This window comes from Streptomyces sp. PsTaAH-137, from assembly GCF_003259365.1.
GTDB lineage: Bacteria > Actinomycetota > Actinomycetes > Streptomycetales > Streptomycetaceae > Streptomyces.
The window spans coordinates 313479-332354 of sequence record NZ_QLLY01000007.1 but is presented as its reverse complement, the minus strand read 5'-3'; the positions used below and the strand labels follow the sequence as shown (position 1 = coordinate 332354).

Annotated in this window: 13 protein-coding genes; 6 read left to right on the top strand and 7 right to left on the bottom strand. The window is 71.2% G+C overall.

Annotation, left to right across the window (positions count from 1 at the left end):
• The first annotated feature begins 77 nt into the window (after positions 1-77).
• Positions 78-3245 (top strand): cytochrome P450, encoded by a 3168-nt coding sequence (locus tag K377_RS18495; RefSeq protein ID WP_111664486.1) that lies wholly within the window; start codon positions 78-80, stop codon positions 3243-3245.
• A gap of 58 nt (positions 3246-3303) precedes the next feature.
• The gene (locus K377_RS18490; RefSeq protein WP_146614738.1) at positions 3304-3540 is read left to right on the top strand and encodes a hypothetical protein; all 237 of its coding nucleotides are present in this window, start codon (positions 3304-3306) and stop codon (positions 3538-3540) included.
• A 54-nt stretch (positions 3541-3594) separates the two neighbouring features.
• Here K377_RS18490 and K377_RS18485 read toward each other — a convergent pair whose 3' ends face one another.
• The 3 genes from K377_RS18485 to K377_RS18475 form a co-directional block, all read right to left on the bottom strand.
• Positions 3595-3987, bottom strand: a complete 393-nt coding sequence (locus K377_RS18485; RefSeq protein WP_111664484.1) for a VOC family protein — start codon at positions 3985-3987, stop codon at positions 3595-3597.
• A gap of 125 nt (positions 3988-4112) precedes the next feature.
• Positions 4113-5954, bottom strand: a complete 1842-nt coding sequence (gene asnB, locus K377_RS18480; protein WP_111664483.1) for an asparagine synthase (glutamine-hydrolyzing) — start codon at positions 5952-5954, stop codon at positions 4113-4115.
• A 381-nt stretch (positions 5955-6335) separates the two neighbouring features.
• A complete protein-coding gene (locus tag K377_RS18475; RefSeq protein ID WP_181512602.1) occupies positions 6336-7511 on the bottom strand; it encodes a TIGR03364 family FAD-dependent oxidoreductase in 1176 nt (391 codons plus the stop codon).
• Between the two features lie 127 nt (positions 7512-7638).
• Here K377_RS18475 and K377_RS18470 point away from each other — a divergent pair, with 127 nt between their 5' ends.
• Both K377_RS18470 and K377_RS18465 read left to right on the top strand, forming a co-directional pair.
• Positions 7639-8448 (top strand): GntR family transcriptional regulator, encoded by an 810-nt coding sequence (locus K377_RS18470; RefSeq protein ID WP_111664482.1) that lies wholly within the window; start codon positions 7639-7641, stop codon positions 8446-8448.
• On the top strand, positions 8445-9131 hold the full coding sequence (locus tag K377_RS18465) for a phosphonatase-like hydrolase (protein WP_111664481.1): 687 nt from the start codon (positions 8445-8447) through the stop codon (positions 9129-9131). The genes K377_RS18470 and K377_RS18465 overlap by 4 nt, the downstream gene beginning before the upstream one ends.
• Here K377_RS18465 and pgm read toward each other — a convergent pair.
• Both pgm and K377_RS18455 read right to left on the bottom strand, forming a co-directional pair.
• The gene (gene pgm / locus K377_RS18460; RefSeq protein ID WP_111664480.1) at positions 9124-10752 is read right to left on the bottom strand and encodes a phosphoglucomutase (alpha-D-glucose-1,6-bisphosphate-dependent); all 1629 of its coding nucleotides are present in this window, start codon (positions 10750-10752) and stop codon (positions 9124-9126) included. The two genes, K377_RS18465 and pgm, sit on opposite strands and share 8 nt — an antisense overlap.
• A 63-nt stretch (positions 10753-10815) precedes the next feature.
• On the bottom strand, positions 10816-11559 hold the full coding sequence (locus tag K377_RS18455) for a Clp protease N-terminal domain-containing protein (RefSeq protein ID WP_237551775.1): 744 nt from the start codon (positions 11557-11559) through the stop codon (positions 10816-10818).
• Between the two features lie 135 nt (positions 11560-11694).
• Here K377_RS18455 and K377_RS18450 point away from each other — a divergent pair, with 135 nt between their 5' ends.
• On the top strand, positions 11695-12321 hold the full coding sequence (locus K377_RS18450; RefSeq protein WP_161195136.1) for a dihydrofolate reductase family protein: 627 nt from the start codon (positions 11695-11697) through the stop codon (positions 12319-12321).
• Positions 12318-13160 carry an alpha/beta fold hydrolase gene (locus tag K377_RS18445; RefSeq protein ID WP_111664478.1) on the top strand — a complete coding sequence of 281 codons (843 nt, stop codon included), beginning with the start codon at positions 12318-12320 and terminating at the stop codon, positions 13158-13160. Before K377_RS18450 ends, K377_RS18445 begins: the two co-directional genes overlap by 4 nt.
• A gap of 29 nt (positions 13161-13189) precedes the next feature.
• On the opposite strand, the gene K377_RS18440 is transcribed toward K377_RS18445, so the two are convergent.
• Together K377_RS18440 and K377_RS18435 are read right to left on the bottom strand one after the other, a co-directional pair.
• Positions 13190-14224: an aldo/keto reductase gene (locus tag K377_RS18440; protein ID WP_111664477.1), complete on the bottom strand. Its 1035-nt coding sequence runs from the start codon at positions 14222-14224 to the stop codon at positions 13190-13192.
• Positions 14225-14408: 184 nt separating this feature from the next.
• Positions 14409-18731, bottom strand: a complete 4323-nt coding sequence (locus K377_RS18435; protein WP_237551774.1) for a discoidin domain-containing protein — start codon at positions 18729-18731, stop codon at positions 14409-14411.
• Between the last annotated feature and the right edge of the window lie 145 nt (positions 18732-18876).

Genomic DNA, 18876 nt, shown 5'->3' with positions numbered 1-18876 from the left:
CCTGCGGCGACCGGCGGGGGAGCGGCAGCAAGCTGGAAGCTCCGATCCACCGCTTCGCGAAAGGCAGTTGTCGCACCATGCCGCACAACGCGCTGCTCCCGCCGCCCCCCACCGACGGCCTTCCGCTCATCGACATCTCCGCCACCGGCCCCGGCGCGGCCCCGCTCCAGCAGGTCATGGGCCTGATGCGGGAGCACGGCCCGGCCCTCGTGCGTCGGCTGCACGGCCGCGACGCCCTGTTCGTCGCCGATCTCGGCCTGGTCACCGAACTCGCCGACGAGGACCGCTTCGCCAAACACGTCGGCCCGGCCCTGCAGAACGTCCGGGAGTTCGCCGCCGACGGCCTGTTCACCGCCTACAACGACGAGCCGAACTGGGCCCGCGCCCACGACATCCTGATGCCCGCCTTCGCGCTCGGCTCCATGCGCACGTACCACCCGGTGATGTACCGCGTCGCCCGCCGCGTCATCGACAGCTGGGACCGCGCGGCCCGCGACGGCAGCCCCGTCGACGTCCCCGCCGACATGACCCGGATGACCCTCGACACCATCGGACTCGCCGGATTCGGCTACGACTTCGGGTCCTTCGACAGCGCGGAGCCCCACCCCTTCGTCGAATCGATGGTGCGCTGCCTGGAATGGAGCATGAAGCGCCTCGCCCGCGTCCCCGGCGGCGATCACACGGCCGTCGACGCGGCGTTCCGCACCGACGCCGACCACCTCGCGCAGGTCGTCGACGACGTCATCACCGCCCGCGTACGGGGGACGGAGGCGGCCGGTGACGATCTGCTCGGCCTCATGCTGACCGCCGAACACCCCCGCGACGGTTCGACGCTGGACACTGCGAACATCCGCAACCAGGTCATCACCTTCCTCATCGCCGGACACGAGACGACGTCCGGCGCGATGTCCTTCGCCCTGTACTACCTCGCCAAGAACCCCGCCGCCCTCGACCTCGTACGCCGCGAGGTCGACGACCTGTGGGGCGACACCGCGGATCCCGAGCCCGGCTTCGACGACATCGGCCGCCTCACCTACACCCGGCAGGTCCTCAACGAGGCGCTGCGGCTGTGGCCGACGGCCGCCGCCTTCAGCCGGCAGGCCCGCGAGGACACCCTCCTCGGCGGACGCATCCCGCTGCGCGCCGGACAGGGCGTCACCGTCCTCGCGCCGATGCTCCACCGACAGCCCGTCTGGGGCGACAACCCCGAGCGCTTCGACCCCGGCCGGTTCACCCCCGAGGCCGAGGCGGCCCGCTCCGTGCACGCCTTCAAGCCGTTCGGCACCGGCGAACGAGCCTGCATCGGGCGGCAGTTCGCCCTGCACGAGGCCACCATGCTGCTCGCGATGCTGGTGCACCGCTACCGGCTGCGCGACCACGCCGACTACCGGCTCACGGTGAAGGAGACCCTCACCATGAAACCGGACGGCTTCACCCTCACCCTCGCCCCGCGCACCCCGGCCGACCGCCGCCGCGGCCCACTGCCCGGCTCGGGCACCACCACCGGATCCGAACGGGGCGTGGAAACCGCCGAGTTGCCGGTGCGCGTGCGCCCCGGCACGAGCGCGCTGTTCCTGCACGGCAGCAACTACGGCACCTGCTCGGGACTCGCCCGGCAACTCGCCGACGAGGCCGCCACCCTGGGCTGCACCACCGAGGTCGCCCCGCTCGACGCCTACGCGGGCGCCCTGCCCACGGACCGGCCGGTGATCATCGTCGCCGCCTCCTACAACGGCCGGCCCACCGACGACGCACGGGAGTTCGCCGCCGCCCTCGACGACATCCCCGGCGACATTCCCGACGGGGTCGTGTACGCCGTCCTCGGCGTCGGCGACCGCAACTGGGCCGCCACCTACCAGCACGTCCCCACCCGCATCGACGAGCGCCTCGCCGCGGCGGGCTCCGACCGTCTGTGCGAGCGCGCCGCCGCCGACGCCTCCGGCGACCTGAACGGCACCGTGCGCACCTTCACCGCCCGGCTGCGCGCCGCCCTCCTGGAGCGCTACGGCGACCCGGACGCCACCGGCGCCGCGCCCGCGTCCTCGACGCCGTACGAGATCCGAGTCCTGACCGGCGGCCCGCTCGACGCCGCCGCCACCCGGCACGGCCTCGGCGAGCTGACCGTCACCGAGTCCTACGACCTCACGGCGCCCGGGCACCCCCGCGCCAAGCGGTTCCTGCGGCTTGCCCTGCCCGAGGGAACGACGTACCGCACCGGCGACCACCTCGCCGTGCTCCCCGCCCACGACGCGGCCCTCGTGGACCGGGCGACGGCGGCGCTCGGCCTCGACCCGGACACCCTGCTCGACCTGCGCGACCACCGGCCCGGACGGACCGCGCTCGCCGTCGACCGGCCGCTGACCGTACGCGAACTCCTCACCCGGCACGTCGAGTTGCGGCACCGTCCCACCGCCGACGCGGTGGCCGTGCTGGCCGCGGCCAACCCCTGCCCGCCCGAGGCAGCCGCCCTGAAGGCGCTCCCGGCCGACGACCCGCGCACCTTCGTCGAACTGGTCGAGGACCACCCGGCGCTGCGCGGAGCGCTCACCTGGCCGGCCCTCCTCGAGGTGCTTCCGCCCCTGCGGCCGCGCCACTACTCGATCTCCTCCAGTTCCGCGACGGGCGAACCCGGCCACATCGACCTGATGGTGTCCGTCCTCGACGCACCGGCCGCTTCCGGCCGCGGCCGCCACCGGGGCACCGGCTCCACCCATCTCGCCGGACTGCGGCCCGGAGCGGTGGTCCTCGGCCGCGTCCAGCCGTGCCGCGACGTCTTCCGCATCGCGCCCGAGGCGCCCGAACCGGTCATCATGATCGCGGCCGGGACGGGCCTCGCCCCCTTCCGCGGCGCGGTCGCCGAACGCGGTGCCGGGCTCCCGCCCGCCCTCGTCTACTTCGGCTGCGACCACCCCGACCGGGACTTCCTGCACGCCGGCGAACTGCGCGCCGCGGACGCCGCGGGGACGATCTCGCTGCGGCCCGTCTTCAGCGAGGCACCGGTCGACGGGCACGCGTTCGTGCAGCACCGCATCGCCGCCGAGGCCGCCGAAGTGGGCCGGCTCCTCGACGCCGGGGCCCGGGTCTACGTCTGCGGCGACGGCGCCCGCATGGCGCCCGGGGTACGGGCCGCGTTCCGGGCGCTGTACCGGGAGCGCACGCCCGGCGCGGACGAGAGCGCGGCCGAGGCATGGCTCGCCGGACTCGTGGCCGAGGGGCGCTACGTGGAGGACGTCTACGCCGGCTGAGGACCTTGGCCGGAGCCTGCCGTAGCGGGATCGTCACACAGGGCCCAGAATCAGATACATGTCCTTTATGTCCGCGGGTGTGACGTGGCTGGGACTGGGCCTGACGGTCGGTGTGGCGGGCCTGGTGACCTACGGTCTGGCGACCTTGCCGTGTTCGGCGACGGTCCGCCAGGAGGATGCCGAACTTGTCTGTCGCCCCGCCCGGCGCCTGGCGCTGGGCCTCGGAGCGCTGGCGGTGTCGGCGGTCGTGGTCGGTACGGTGCTGCTGGTGTTCGCCGTCACCGACTTCGGCTGAGACCCTTCGGGCCGCCGCACGGACGGCCCGAAGGGGGATGTGTTCCGGTCGGCGTCAGGCGCCGTCGCCGCCCCCGTAGGGGCGGGTGATGACCTCCATGCCGTGGCGTGCGGGATCCATGAAGTACACGCCACGACCGCCGTCGTTGTGGTTGATCTCGCCCGGCCGCGCGCCGTGCGGATCGGCGTAGTAGGTGATTCCGGCGTCCTTGATGCGCTGGAAGACGCCGTCGAACTCCTCCTCGGTGACGAGGAAGGCGTAGTGCTGGGTCACGATGGATCCGGCGGGGACGGACGCGAAGTCGAGGGTGACGCCGTTGCTGAGGTCGAGGGCGACGAACGGGCCCCACTCGGCGCCCACCTTGAGACCGAGGATGTGGGCGAGGAACTCCGCCGACTCCCGGTTGTCCCGGGCGTGGACGATCGTGTGATTGAGCTGGACAGACATACTGGATTGCCTCCAGAAGGCAACTCCGGCACCTCCATGCCTCACCGGGTCGGTGACCGGCACGCGATGCGGCCGGGAGTATAGGCACATCCCTGCGCGACCGGCCACCGAACAAGCCGGGAAGGTCAGTCCAGTGCCAGTTCCGGGTTGTACATGTCCAGCCAGAGCGCCAGGTCGAGCGTGCGCTCCAGGCCGCGCCGCGACGCCTGGGTGATCTGCGGGGCCTCGCGGTGCGCGGCCCGGTGCACCCGGTCGCGGTCGACGATGTCGAAGACCCGGTGCGAGGGGCGCGCCAGCAGATCCTTGGTGTGGTCCTGGAGCGCGACCGCGTACTTCGGGTCCTGCGTCGAGGGGTACGGGCTCTTCACCCGGTCGTACACCGACTTCGGCAGCACATCCGCGGTCGCCTCCCGCAGCAGGGACTTCTCCCGGCCGTCGAAGGACTTCAGCGCCCAGGGCGTGTTGTACACGTACTCGACGAGCCGGTGGTCGCAGAACGGCACCCGCACCTCCAGGCCCACCGCCATGCTCGCCCGGTCCTTGCGGTCGAGCAGCACCCGGACGAAGCGGGTCAGGTGCAGATGGCAGATCCGCCGCATCCGGTACTCGAAGTCGCTCTCGCCGTCGAGCCGCTGGATGCCGCGCACGGCGCCCGCGTAGTTGTCGGCGACATAGCCGCCCAGGTCGAGACGGCGCGCGAGGTCCGGGCGGAGCACGTCCGCGTCGTCACCCATGTGCCGGCCCATGTTCACCAGCCACGGGAAGGTGTTCGCGGCGCGCGCCTCCTCGTCGAAGAACTGGAGGTAGCCGCCGAACACCTCGTCCGCGGACTCGCCGGAGAGCGCGACGGTCGAGTGCTCGCGGATCGCCTTGAACAGCAGGTACAGCGAGGCGTCCAGGTCACCGAAGCCGGCCGGGAGGTCACGGGCCCGGATGACCTTGGCGCGGACCTCGGGGTCGGCCAGCGCGTGCGAGTCCAGCACGATGTCGCGGTGGTCGGTGCCGGACGCCTTCGCCACGTCGTGCACGAAGGGGGTGTCGGGCGTGCCGCGCAGTTCGTCGGCGACGAAGTTCTCCGCCTGCCCGAGGAAGTCGACGGCGAAGCTGCGCACCGTCTCGCCCCGCCCGGCCAGCTGCTGAGCGGCGATCGCGGTCATCGCCGAGGAGTCCAGACCGCCCGAGAGCAGCGTGCAGCGCGGGACGTCCGAGACGAGCTGGCGGCGCACGATGTCGTCGAGCAGCTCGCGCACCGTGGCGATCGTCGTGTCCTTGTGGTCGGTGTGCGCCTTCGTCTCCAGCGTCCAGTACGCGCGTGCCCGCAGCCCGGACCGGTCCACGGTGACGACCGTGCCCGGCTCGACCTCGTGCATCCCCTCCCACACCGCCTGCCCCGGAGTCTTCACGAACGTGAAGAGTTCACGCAGCCCCTCCAGGGAGACCCGGCCCCGGGCGAGCGGGTTGGCGAGGATCGCCTTGGGCTCGGAGCCGAACAGCACGCCGTCCGGGGTCTCGTAGAAGTAGAAGGGCTTGATGCCCATCCGGTCGCGGATCATGACGAGCTTGTCGGTGCGGCCGTCCCAGATGGCGAAGGCGTACATGCCGTTGAGCCGCCGGGGCAGCTCCTCGCCCCACTCCAGGTAGCCGCGCAGGACGACCTCGGTGTCCGAGTCGGTCCTGAACCGGTGCCCCTTGGCGGCCAGTTCGGCGCGCAGCTCGGTGTAGTTGTACGTCTCGCCGGAGTACACCATCGCGACCGTGCCGCCCGGTGTCTCCACGGTCATCGGCTGCCGTCCGCCCGGCAGGTCGATGATGGCGAGCCGGCGGTGGCCGAGCCCCGCGGGGCCGTCGATCCAGGTGCCGCGGTCGTCCGGGCCACGGCACTCCATGGTGGCCGTCATCGCATCCAATGTGTCGTGCGAGGTCCGCAGGTCACGGTCGAAGGAGACCCAGCCGGTGATGCCGCACATATGCTTCCTCCCGCTTGCCGTTCCGTCGTGTCGCAACCGGTGCGGCCGGTGTGACCTGCGAGAAAGCAGGGGTGAGTGCCATCGGACCCGAACCGGTTGTACACGGCATCTATGTGTCGAGCGTGTGTCATGGCGGCGGGGTCGGTCAATGCGCCCGTAACGCGGCGAACGGGGTCACCCCGTCGGTTTCGGCCGTGCGTCAAAAAGGTAAAGCGACTGATCCCCATAGCAAATCCGCCGTGTGCGGAGTCCTGGGTGATGGTCGCCTCGGGCAACCGGATAGATCCGGCCAACGGCAAAGATTTGATCAACCCTCGATCCGGGGCCGGGCGCGCGAAAGGGGCCCGGGAGAGTTTCCTCGCCGGGCCCCCAGGGGCCGTGTCAGTCGGTGGTCTTGAGGTCCCCGTCGAAGGTCGCGGCCGCCAGGCCGAAGGACAGGGTCATCCCGACCCCGGAGGTGACCGAGATGGCCCGCACGCCCGCCGCGACGTCCCGGACGAGCAGCGGTCCGCGCGGGCTGCTCGCGTACACGCCCTGCCAGCGCTCGGTGACCCGCACCTCGCGCACGCCCAGGACCCGGGCCGCCTCGCGCAGCAGCAGTGCCGAGACCGCCTCGTCCTGGAAGGGGATCTCGGTCGCGTCGTACGCGTGCGAATCGCCGACCAGGACCGTGCCGTCGGGCAGCCGCGTGAACATCACATTGGCCACCACGTCCAGCAACTCGGGGCTGTGCGCGGTCACCTCGGCGCGCAGCGCGGCCGCGGACGGCGTCGCCGTGAACGCGTCGTAGCGCAGCATCGAGGTCGCGGTGAGCACCGCCGCGTCCGTGCGGAACGCCTCCGGTGCCGCGATCCGCGCCATCGACAGTCGGCACCGCTCGATCCCGTGCGCCTCCGCCTCGGCCGGGTGCAGCCGGTCCAGGTCGTGGCCGACGCAGAGCAGGATCCGCTCGCCGTGGAGGTCGCCGCGGGCCGTGTGCACGATGCCCTCCTCGACCCCCGTCACGTTCGTGCCCCACACCACCGTCGCCCCGGGCTGCTCCGCCAGCCAGGCCGCGAGCCGTGGCGCCGCCTCGCGCGGGTTCACCCGCAGGTCGGCCGGGAGCAGGGCGCCGCCCACCAGGTCGTCGCGCGCGTCCGCGGCCCGGCCGAGCGTGTCCGCCACCTCGTCCCGGGTGCGCATCCGCACCGCGTCCGCGCCGCGCGTCCGGCGCAGTTCCTCCAGGACCGCCAGCTCCGTCGCCGAACGGGCCACCACCAGGGCACCCGCCTCCGGCGCCCACAGCCCCGCCCTCCCCGCGGCGTCCAGCCAGCCGGTGCGCGACCGCTCGGCCAGGCCGAGCAGATCGCCCTCCTGCGCGGTGACGCAGCAGTGCCCGAAGTTCCGCACGGACGCGCCCACCGGACGCCGGTCCCGCTCGACGACGGTGACGCTGAGGCCGCGCCGCACCGCCTCGACGGCGTGGGCGAGCCCGACGATGCCGGCGCCGACGACGACGAGGTCGCTGTGGCCGCGCGGCAGCTCCGCGGCGGGGGAGAGTGCTGTTGCGATGCTCATGATGACCAGCCTGCGGAGCGCGGCCCGCTCCCAGCAAGGGCTGTCTATACAAGTTTCCCGAGTGTTTACCAGCTGTCGATCAATCGGGACCTTGTCCTGTTCGGGGCGGAACTGTAAAACTCGACTTGTGAAGACAAGTGCGGAGAGCGGGCCGCTGCACCAGCGGCTCGGCGCCGAGTTCCGGCGCCGGATCGAGGCGGGGGAGTGGCCCGAGGGGCAGCCCGTGCCCAGTGAGTCCCAGCTGTGCGAGGAGTTCGGCACCTCGCGCGGTCCGGTGCGTCAGGCACTGGCCCAGCTGCGCGCGGAAGGACACCTCGTGGGCGGCCGGGGCAAGCCGCCCGTGGCCCGCAGGGTCACCCCGTCCCAGCCGTTCGCCTCCCTCATGTCGTTCACCCAGTGGGCGCGCTCCATCGGCCGCACTCCGGGCCAGTTCACCGTCGAGGTGGCCCGCCGCCGGGCGGGCGCGGAGGCGGCGGCCCGCCTCGGTCTCGACGAGGGCGAGGCGGTCGTCGACCTGATCCGGCTGCGCAAGCTGGACGGCGTACCGGCGATGGTCGAGCGCTCGACGTTCCTGCTCGACGCGGGAGTCCACCTCTTCGCTGTCGACCCCGACGCGGGCTCCGTCTACGAGGCCCTCACCGCCCGGGGCGTCGACCTCCACCACGCCCGCCACACCATCGACGCCATCGCCGCGGACCCGGAGGACGCCGACCTCCTCGGCATCGCGGCCAGCCAACCCCTGCTGCGCGTACGACGGTTGGCGTTCACCCGCGACGGCACGCCCGTCGAGTACGCCGACGACCGCTATCTGCCCTCGATGGCCACCTTCACCATCGAGAACACCGTCGGGGGCCGCACCGTCGCGGCCCGGGAACGCACCGACGACACGTCACTTCATCCCACGCAGGCTCACCACACGCTTAAGGACACCCAGTGATCGAACTCGCCGTCTTCGACATGGCAGGAACGACGATCGAGGAGCACGGCGCCGTCTACGAGGCGCTGCGCCACGCCGTTGAGGCGACGGGCGTCACCGTCGACCCGGCCGACCTCCAGACCTGGATGGGCACCGACAAGCGGGAGGCCATCGCCGCACTCGTCCGCATCGGCGGCGGCACGCCCGACGCGGACCTCGTGGAGCGGCAGTACGAGGTCTTCCGTACCTACCTCAAGCGGCGGTACGAGGAGGTGCCGCCGGAGCCGATCGCCCACGCCGACAAGACCTTCGACGAACTGCGCGCCCGCGGCGTCAAGATCGCGCTGACCACCGGATTCAGTGCCGACGTGGCGCTCCCGCTGCTCGCCTCGCTCGGCTGGTCCGCCGAGGAGGGCGGCAATCTCGACGCCGTCGTCACCGCCGACGAGGTGCGCCGGGGCCGTCCCGCCCCGTACATGATCCACCGGGCGATGGAGAAGTGCGGGGTGTTCGACGTGCGCACGGTGCTCGTCGCCGGTGACACGGTCGTCGACCTGGAGGCCGGGACGCACGCGGGCGCGGGTGTCGTCGTGGGCGTGCTCACGGGCCAGCTGACCCGTGAGCAGCTCGAAGCCCACCCGCACACCCACGTCGTGGACAGCGTCGCAGACGTCCCGGGCCTGCCCGAGGCCTCCGCTAGCTGAGCGCCGCGTCGACGATCGCCTGGGCCTCGCTCTGCACCTGGGCGAGGTGCTCCGGTCCGCGGAACGACTCGGCGTAGATCTTGTACACGTCCTCCGTGCCGCTGGGCCGCGCCGCGAACCACGCGTTCTCGGTGGTCACCTTCACGCCGCCGATCGCCGCGCCGTTGCCCGGCGCCTCGGAGAGCCGGGCCGTGATCGGTTCGCCCGCGAGGGTGTCCGCCGTGATCGCGTCGCCGGTGAGCTTCGCCAGGCGGGCTTTCTGCTCCTTGGTCGCCTTGGCGTCGATCCGCGCGTAGGCGGCGCCCGACGCGCCGTGCTCGGCGGCGAGTTCGGCGTAGTACACCGACGGCGTCTTCCCGGTCACCGCGAGGATCTCGGCGGCGAGCAGCGCGAGCAGGATGCCGTCCTTGTCGGTGGTCCACACGCTGCCGTCCTTGCGGACGAAGCTGGCTCCGGCGCTCTCCTCGCCACCGAAGGCCACGGACCCGTCGACGAGTCCCGGCACGAACCACTTGAAGCCGACGGGGACTTCGACGAGTTGCCGGCCGAGGGAGGCGGCGATCCGGTCGATCACGGCGCTGGAGACGAGGGTCTTGCCGATCGCGGCGGACGCCGACCACTGCGGGCGGTGGCTGAAGAGGTAGTGGATGGCGACGGCGAGATAGTGGTTCGGGTTCATCAGACCCGCGTCGGGCGTGACGATGCCGTGCCGGTCCGCGTCGGCGTCGTTGCCGGTCAGCAGGTCGTAGTCGTGGCGGCGGGCGAGCACGGAGGCCATCGCGGGCGCCGAGGAGGGGTCCATCCGGATCTTGCCGTCCCAGTCCAGCGTCATGAACCGCCAGGTGGGATCGGTCTTCGGGTTCACCACCGTCAGATCGAGGCCGTACAGCTCGGCGATCCGCGACCAGTAGTGGACGCTCGCCCCGCCCAGCGGGTCCGCGCCGACCCGCACGCCCGCGGACCGGATGGCGTCCACGTCGATGATGTCCTTCAGGTCCTCGACGTAGGCCTCGCGGAAGTCGTACGGCTCCCAGGCGGAGTCGTCACCGGTGGCCGCCTGCCAACCGGTGTCCTCCAGAAGCTCGTTGGCTCGCTCGGCGATCCATGCCGTCGTCGTCGAGTCGGCCGGACCGCCGTGCGGCGGGTTGTACTTGAAGCCGCCGTCGCGCGGCGGATTGTGGCTCGGAGTGATCACGATGCCGTCGGCGCGGTCCGGTCCGCCGCCCGCGGTGCGGTTCCAGCGCAGGATCGCGTGGCTGAGCGCCGGCGTCGGCACGAAGTCGCCGTGCGCGTCGGCCATGACGCGCACGCCGTGCGCCGCGAGCACCCCGAGCGCCGTCTTGAGGGCGGGTGCGGACAGGGCGTGCGTGTCGGGGCCGATGAACAGCGGGCCGGTGATGCCCTCGGCCGTGCGGTGCTCCACGATGGCCTGGGTGATCGCGGCGATGTGCTTTTCGTTGAAGGCGCCGTCGAGGCTGGAGCCGCGATGGCCACTCGTGCCGAAGACGACACGCTGCTCGGGGCGCGTGGGGTCGGGCTCCCTCGTGTAGTAGGCGTCGACCAGGGCGTCGATGTCGACGAGGTCGTCCGGCCGGGCGGGGGTTCCTGAGCGGTCAGTCATGGGAGCAGTTTCCCACTTGTGGCCTTGAGGCCCGGCCGGACCACCTCGCTTTTTCCTGTGGGTTCAGGCGTTCTTCGTCAGCTCGGCGAGGGCCGCGGTGATGTCCGCCTCGGACGCCTCCTTGGTGATGCCGAGCTCCGAGAGCACCCCCGTGCCGTTCTCCTGCTCGAGGAGCGCGAGCAGGATGTGCTCGGTGCCGATGTAGTTGTGGCCCAGGCGCAGGGCCTCACGGAACGTCAGCTCCAGGGCCTTCTTGGCCTCCGCGTCGAACGGGATCAGCGCCGGGGACTCGTCGGCCGCCGCCGGCAGCCGGTCCGCGGCGGCCTGCCGCACGGTGTCGAGCGGCACGTTCTGCGCCACGATCGCCCGGGCGCCCAAGCCGTCCGGCTCGTGGAGCAGTCCGAGGACCAGGTGCGCGGTGCCGATCGAGGTGTTCTTCGCGGCGTGCGACTCCTGCTGGGCGCTCACCACGACGTTCCGCGCGCGCTCGGTGTAGCGGCTGAAGCCCTGGCTGGGGTCGAGGTCGCTCTCCGAGCCCTTCGGCACGAAGCGCTTCTGCGCCGCCTGGCGCGTGACGCCCATGCTCCTGCCGATGTCGGTCCAGGAGGCGCCGGAGCGGCGGGCCTGGTCCACGAAGTGGCCGATGAGGTGGTCGGCGACGTCGCCGAGGTGGTCCGCTGCGAGGACCGCGTCCTGGAGCTGGTCCAGGGCGTCGGTGTGGACCTTCTTGATGGCGTCGATGAGGTCGTCGAGGCGGACGGACGAGGTCATGCCCGTGGTGTCCACGGCATCCGATGGATTCGTCATGAGGCAACCGTAGGTTGACAGTGCAGGGGTGTCAACCTTCGGTTGACACCCCGATGTGAGGTGCCCTGACTCCTCGGGGAACGGAGATTTCGTGCGTGATCGATGAGTCCCGGCGGCGGATCCGGTCTGCCGTGCATGACGCGCATCATCGCCGACATCTCGGTCTCCCTCGACGGGTTCGTCACCGGCCCCGACCCCGGTCCGGACAACGGCCTGGGCACCGGCGGCGAGGCTCTGCACACCTGGGCCTTCTCCGACGACCCCGACGACCGCCGGATCCTGCGGGAGGCGACCGCCCGCTCGGGCGCCGTCGTCCTCGGCCGCCGACTGTTCGACGTGGTGGACGGGCCGCACGGCTGGAGCGACACGGTGGGCTACGGCGCCGCCGAGGCGGGTACGCCCGCGTTCGTCGTGGTGACGAGCTCGCCGCCCGCCTCGGTGCGGCTCTCCGGCCTCGACTGGACCTTCGTCACCACCGGCCTGCCCGACGCCGTCGCCGTCGCCCGCGAGCGTGCGGTGGTGACGTCGGCGCAGAGTGGGAGGGACCTCGACGTCGTTCTCATGGGCGGCGGAGCCACGGTCCGCTCGGCGATCGACGCCGGCCTGGCCGACGTCCTGGTGCTGCATCTCGCGCCCGTCGTGCTCGGCGCGGGAACACCCCTGTTCAGCGGCGCGGTGCCGCGCGATCTGGTCCGGCGGAGCGTGACACCGACGTCGACCACGACCCACCTGACCTACGACCTTCACAGGAGAGCCGCATGACCACAGTCGATGTCAAGGGGATCGCCCTGGGCGTCCAGTCGTTCGGGGCCGACGACGCCCCGCTCGTCCTGCTCGTGGGCGGGACGACGATGCTCTCCTGGCCCGACGCCCTGTGCGAGCGCCTCGCCGCCGGCGGGCGCCGCGTCGTGCGCTACGACCTGCGCGACAGCGGGGAGTCGACGACGGTGGATCCGGAGGCGCCCGCCTACACCCTGCGCGACCTCGCCGCCGACGTGGCGGCGCTGGCCGACGTGCTCGGGGGCGCACCCGCACACCTCGCCGGGATCGGCGTCGGCGGGATGGTGGCGCAGGTGGCGGCCCTCGACCATCCGGACGCGTTCTCGGCGCTCACCCTGGTCGGCACCCGTGCCGTCGCCCCGGGACCGGTCGACGACGATCTCCCCGACCACGACGGGCCGACGATGAGCCGGCTGTTCGGGCACCCGATGCCCGACTGGTCAGACCGCGAGGCGGTGGCCGACTTCGCGGGCGCCGGCGCGGAGATCCTGGGCGACGATCCCGTCGCCGCCCGCGAGGTCGCCGCGCGCGTCTGGGACCGCACACCCGGCACCGCGCCCGCGCTCCGGACGGCGAACCACCTGGGCATGGTGTTCTCCCGGCTCGACTGTGCGCCCCGATGGCGCGAGCGCCTGTCCGGCATCGGGATTCCGGCGCTCGTCGTGCACGGCCGCCGTGACAGGTTCTTCCCTGTCGGCAACGGCGAGGCGCTCGCCCGCGAGATCCCCGGTGCGCGGCTGCTCGTCCTGGAGGACGCCGCCACCGCGCTCCCCGCCGCGGCGGCCGACGAGGTCGCCGCGGCGATGCTCGCGCTCGGGTAGCGCCCGGACCGGGTGTCGGTCCGGGCGGCTCAGACGGCGGGCGGATTGAGCCGGGCGAACCCGGCCTGCGTCCGGTACGGGTAATAGGGATACGGCACCTTCACCGCGCTCGCCGCGTCCAGCCTCTCCACCTGGTCCGCGGTCAGCTCCCAGCCCACGGCGCCGAGATTCTGCCGGAGCTGCACCTCGTTGCGGGCCCCGATGAGCACCGAGGAGACGGTGGGCCTGCGCAGGAGCCAGTTGATGGCGATCTGCGGAACCGCCTTCCCCGTCTCCTCGGCGATGTCGTCGAGCGCGTCGACCACCCGGTACAGCTGCTCGTCCTCGATCGGCGGCCCGAACTGAGCGGTCCTGTGCAGCCGGCTGTCCGCGGGCAGCGGCTGCCCGCGCCGGATCTTCCCGGTGAGTCGGCCCCAGCCGAGAGGGCTCCACACCACCGCGCCGACACCCTGGTCCTGTCCGAGCGGCATCAGCTCCCACTCGTAGTCCCGGCCGACGAGCGAGTAGTACACCTGGTGCGCGGCGAACCGCGGGCGCCCGTGCCGCTCCGCCTCCGTGAGCCCCTTCATCAGCTGCCAGCCCGAATAGTTGGAGACCCCGGTGTAGCGGATCTTGCCCGCCTTCACCAGGTCGTCCAGCGTGGCGAGCACTTCCTCGACGGGGGTGCTCGCGTCGTAGGCGTGCAGCTGGAAGAGGTCGATGTAGTCGGTGTCCAGCCGGCGCAGGGCCGCGTCGACGGACGTGATCAGGCGCGAGCGCGAGACCCCGGCCTCGTTCGGCCCGTCGCCGGTGGGCAGCGCCGCCTTCGTCGAGATCAGGGCCCGGTCGCGGCGTCCCTTCAGGGCCGCGCCGAGCACCTCCTCCGAGGCGCCGTCGCTGTACACGTCGGCCGTGTCGAACAGGGTGACGCCGGCCTCCAGGCTGAGGTCGACCATCCGTCGTGCCTCGTCGACCCCCGCGTCGCCCCAGGCCGAGAAGAGCGGTCCGCGCCCGCCGAAGGTCCCCGCTCCGAAGCTCAGCGCGGGAACCTTCAGGCCGGACGCCCCCAGCTGTCGGTACTCCATGTCGACCCCTCCTGCTTAAAGGTGCTGCCGTTCCGTTAAGGCGTGACGCAAAGCTAGCACGGCGAGAGGGGTAATGAAACCCCGGTTCCTTTAGTGGCGTCGGAGGGGCGTCCCGGTGATCGCGCGCGCACGGAAAGGGTGGCCGGGCACAGGCCCGGCCACCCCGTCGTACCGTGCCGCCTCGCTACGGCAGCTGGTTGATCTTGAACGTGGACGTCGTGTTGCGGACGTCCACCGCGTTGTCGCTCAACTTGAGGTTGTGGAAGGTCACTTCACCGACCGCCGGACCCTGTCCGGACTCCGGCATCTCGTTCGCCCACAGTCCGAATCCGGACTTGGCGTCGTAGGCGTCGCCGCTCTTGTGCGCGCCCGAGATCGTGACGTCGGTGAGGATCGTGTCCTTGATCGGGAACTGCGGCTGGCCTCCCACGTAGTTGGTCTGGAACATGATGCCGCTGTACGTCGGGTCGAGGATGTCGACGTCGTTGACGCGGATGCCCTGGAACACCTTGGACGCCGAGAACATCCAGATCCCGGGGAAGGTCTGCCCGCCCCAGAAGTGCCCGCCGGAGCGGACGATCGAGGTGTTCTCGACCTTCGTCGGGCCCGTGCCGAAGCCGTTCATCGGGTAGCCGAAGTCCAGCGAGCTGATCGTGATGCCGGAGTAGACGAGGGTGTCCGCGACGAGCATGTTGCGGAACGTGTTGTCGTACCCGCCGTAGACCGCGATACCGGCGGCCCGCCAGGTGAGCAGCGAGGTCAGGTTCTCGAACACGTTGTTCTTCTCGTCCGCGCCGCCCGCGTCGATCGCCGAGAACAGCGCGAAGCTGTCGTCACCGGTCGAGCGCGCCTCGTTGTTCACGACGTGGTTGTCCGTCGAGCCGTTCGTCATGTTGACGCCGTCGGCGAACGTGTCCCGGATCCGGGAGTTCTTGATGGTGACCCGGTCGGTGTTGGCGCCCCAGTACAGGCACACCGTGTGCTCGTTCCAGATGTCGTCGATGGTGATGTCGGCGACGTTGGCGAAGTCGAACACCTTGCCGGGGCCGTCGATGCGCGAGGTGTAGTTCCCGAAGAACGAGAAGTGCGCGAACGTCGATCCGTTGGCCGTGGCGTCCGCGCGGAAGCCCGCGTCGGTGTTCTCCTGCGACGACGGCGTGTGGAACCGGGTGAACCAGGGACCGGCGCCGACCACCTTCACGGCCTTGCCGTACACCTGGAACTTGTTCGACGTCTCGTAGTCACCGGCCGGCAGGTAGACGCCGACGAGCTTGCCCGTCGTGTCCATCCGCACCTTGTCCAGCGCGTCCTGCACCGCCTGCTGCGAGAAGCCGGTCGGCACGGCGTACGTCGCCGGGTCCGGGTTCGCGAGCTGAGTGGCCTCCTCCAGGTTGACGTAGTCGATGGTGTACGTGGATCCGTTCGCGGCGTCCTTCTGGAGCCGGATCTTGCTGCCCTTGGGCACGGTCGTGCCGAGCAGCAGGTTCGCCTCGTCGTAGATGTGCCGCGGCCCGCCCGCGCTCGGCGTGTTGCCGGGCCCGGTCTCGTTGCCGTACAGCCACGCGTACTTCGACGTCAGATCGATGGCCTTGAGGAACGTGCCGTCGACGTAGACGTTCAGCGTGGAGTTGGTCCCGCCGCCACCGGTCGAGTCCGGCATCGAGAAGCGGGTGACGAGGGTGTTGGTCGGTGCCTTCGTCGTCCACTCGACGTACGAACCGGTCGAGCCGAGGGTGACGGCCTTGCGGCCGGACGCCTCGCCCGCCAGGTCACCGACGGTGCGGTTCGGGCCGACGGACTTCGCGCCGCCGCCCGCCGTGCCGTCCTCCGCCTCGTACATGTCGTACGGCATGCTCGCGCCACGCCCCACGAACAGCGGCTGCGACGACGTGTTGTTGGCGCGCTTCACGGCCAGCTCGTTGGCGTCGTCGGCGATCACCGTCTTCACCGTGAACTTGCCCTTGCCCGCCGTCCAGCTGCCCAGTTTGACCGGGTCCGTGGTGCTCCCGGCCGCGATCGCGCCGCTCGCCGAACCCGTGAGCGTCTTGACGACCGTGCCGTCGGAGTCGGTCACCGTCAGCGTGACCCCGTGCGCGCTGCTCGAACTGGCCTGGTTGCCCTGGTTCTTGATGGCGACCGTGAAGTTGACCGTGTCGCCCTCGGCGGGCGCGCTCGGCGACCAGGCCACCGGCGAGGCCACCAGGTCCGCGCTCGTCACCGGCTTGACGACCAGCGACGTCGGACTCGTGTAGCTGTTGTTGCCCTCGTTCTGCTCGATCACGAGCCCGCTCGGGTCGACGACCGCGCCGACCGTGTACGTGCCCGCGTCGCGCGCCCCGATGTCCGCGCTGACGGTCGCCGTGGCGCCCGCCGCGAGCGCGCCCACGGAGGCGGTGCCGACCTTCTGCGAACCGATCAGGAAGTCGAGGTCGGTGGCGTCGGCGGCCTGCGTGCCCGCGTTGCGGACCGTCGCCGACAGCGTGATCTTGTCCGACTCGACCGGCGCGTCCGGCTTCGACGTGATGCCCGTGACCACCAGGTCCGGGTTGGGCGCCGGAGCGCCGAGCACCTGGAACTCCGCCACTTGGGCGCCCGAGGAACCGGAGTTGGCGGTGATCGAGAGGCGCACGTCCGCGACGCGGCCGCTCACCGGGATGCTCACCTTGTTGCCGCTCGCGGGGGAGAAGGAGTAGTCCTTCGCGGCGACCAGCGTCGTGAAGCCCGACGCCTTCTGTTCCCGGCCGAGCACCTCGATCTTCTGCGTCCGCGCCGACCAGGCCGCGTCCGGGTTGAGCTTGACTACGACCGACGACAGGTCCGCGTTGGAGCCGAGCTTGACCGTCAGCGTCCCCGGATACGCCCCGGCGGCGCCCTCCCAGTAGGTGCTGGTGTCGTCGTCCACCGCGTTCTCGGCGACGTAGGTGAAGGTCGAGGACGAGGCCGACACCGGCTTGCCCACGGCCAGGTTCGCGTCGTTGGACGTCGAGCCTTTGCGGGTCACGGAGTTGCTGGCGGCCGACGCGTTGCCCGCGGCGTCCTTCGCCCGCACGGTGTAGGTGACGGTCGCCGACTGCGGCTGGGTGTCGGTGTACGTCGTGACGTCACCGGCCACCGACTTCAGCAGCGAACCGTTCGCGTAGATGTCGTAGCCCGTGACCTTCACGTTGTCGGTCGAGGCGCCCCAGGTCAGCTTGACCTGGCCCGCCGTGGCCTCCGTGAAGGCGAGGTTCGACGGCGCGGTGGGCGCCTGCGTGTCGCCCGAAGCACCCGTCCGCGTCACGGAGTTGCTGTTCGCGGACTGGTTGCCCGCCGCGTCCTTGGCGCGCACGTAGTAGGTGAGGGTCGCCGACGCGGGCTGGTTGTCCGTGTACGTGAGCGTGTCGCCGTCGACCGAGGCGCGCAGCTGGTTGTTGGCGTAGATGTCGTAGCCGGTGACCTTGACGTTGTCGGTCGCCGCCTTCCACGTCAGCTTGATCTGCCCGGTCGCGGGCTCGGTGTACGCGAGCGAGCCGGGCGCGGACGGTGCCGTCGTGTCCCCGCTCGTCGGCCCGTACACCTCCAACTCAGAGAGCTGACCGGCCTGTTGCACGGTGTTCCCGGTGACCTTCACCCGCACGTAGCGCGTCGTCACCGTGTTGAACGTCAGCGTCTGGGCCTGCCCGTTCGCCGAGTTGAACTCGTACGCCTTCGACGCGACGAGATCCGAGAAGTCGCTGCCGTTCGTGCTGCTCTGCAGCGTCAGCGTCTGCGACCGGGTCTCCCACGTCGACGGCAGCCGCAGCACCACCCGGTTCACCTGCACGGATGCGCCCAGGTCGACCTGGACCCACTGCGGCAGCGCGTTGTTCTGGCTCTCCCAGTAGGTGGCGGCGTTGCCGTCACCGGCGTTCGCCGCCAGGTACGTCTGCGTCGTCGAGCTCGCCGTGAAGGTGCGCCCGCGCGCCAGGTTCGCCGAGGAGTCGCTGCTGCCGTGCACCTCCAGCTCCGACAACTGGCCCGCCTGCCAGCCGGAGTTGGCCGTGATCACGACCCGCACATAACGGGTCTGCGTCGCGCCGAAGGACACCGTCACGGTGTTCGACGATCCTTGCGCGAAGGAGTACTGGGCCGACGCCTTCAGGGTGTCGAAGGTCTGTCCGTCCGCGCTGCCCTGCACCGACAGCGTCTGCGTGCGGCTCTCCCACGCGGCCGGAAGGCGCAGCACGACCTCGTCGACGCGGGCCGCCGTGCCCAGGTCGACCTGCACCCACTGCGGGAAGCTGGAGCCCGAACTCTCCCAGTAGGTCGAGGCGTTGCCGTCCGAGACGTTCCCCGCGACGTACTCCGCGTTGGAGCTGCTCGCCTTGGCGGCGGCACCCGCGGCGAGGTTCGGCCCGCCCGCGGCCTGCGCCGAAACCGCCGGAAGACCGAGGAACGCCAGGGTGAGGGCGAGCAGCGCCACCGCGAGGCCGCGCCACCCACCCCCCGCTCTCCGTCTGCCGGATCCCGGCACGAACTGTCCGATCATGACTCCCCTGTCCCCGCGCCCGTCGGCGCGGTGAAGCGAATGAGGTGAGCTGGGTGAGTGACGCGAAGGATTGCCATCGTGTTCTTGCATTCAGTTGTTGGAGAATTGCAGAGTGATGTTGTGGAGTCCACCGTTTGCGCAGAGG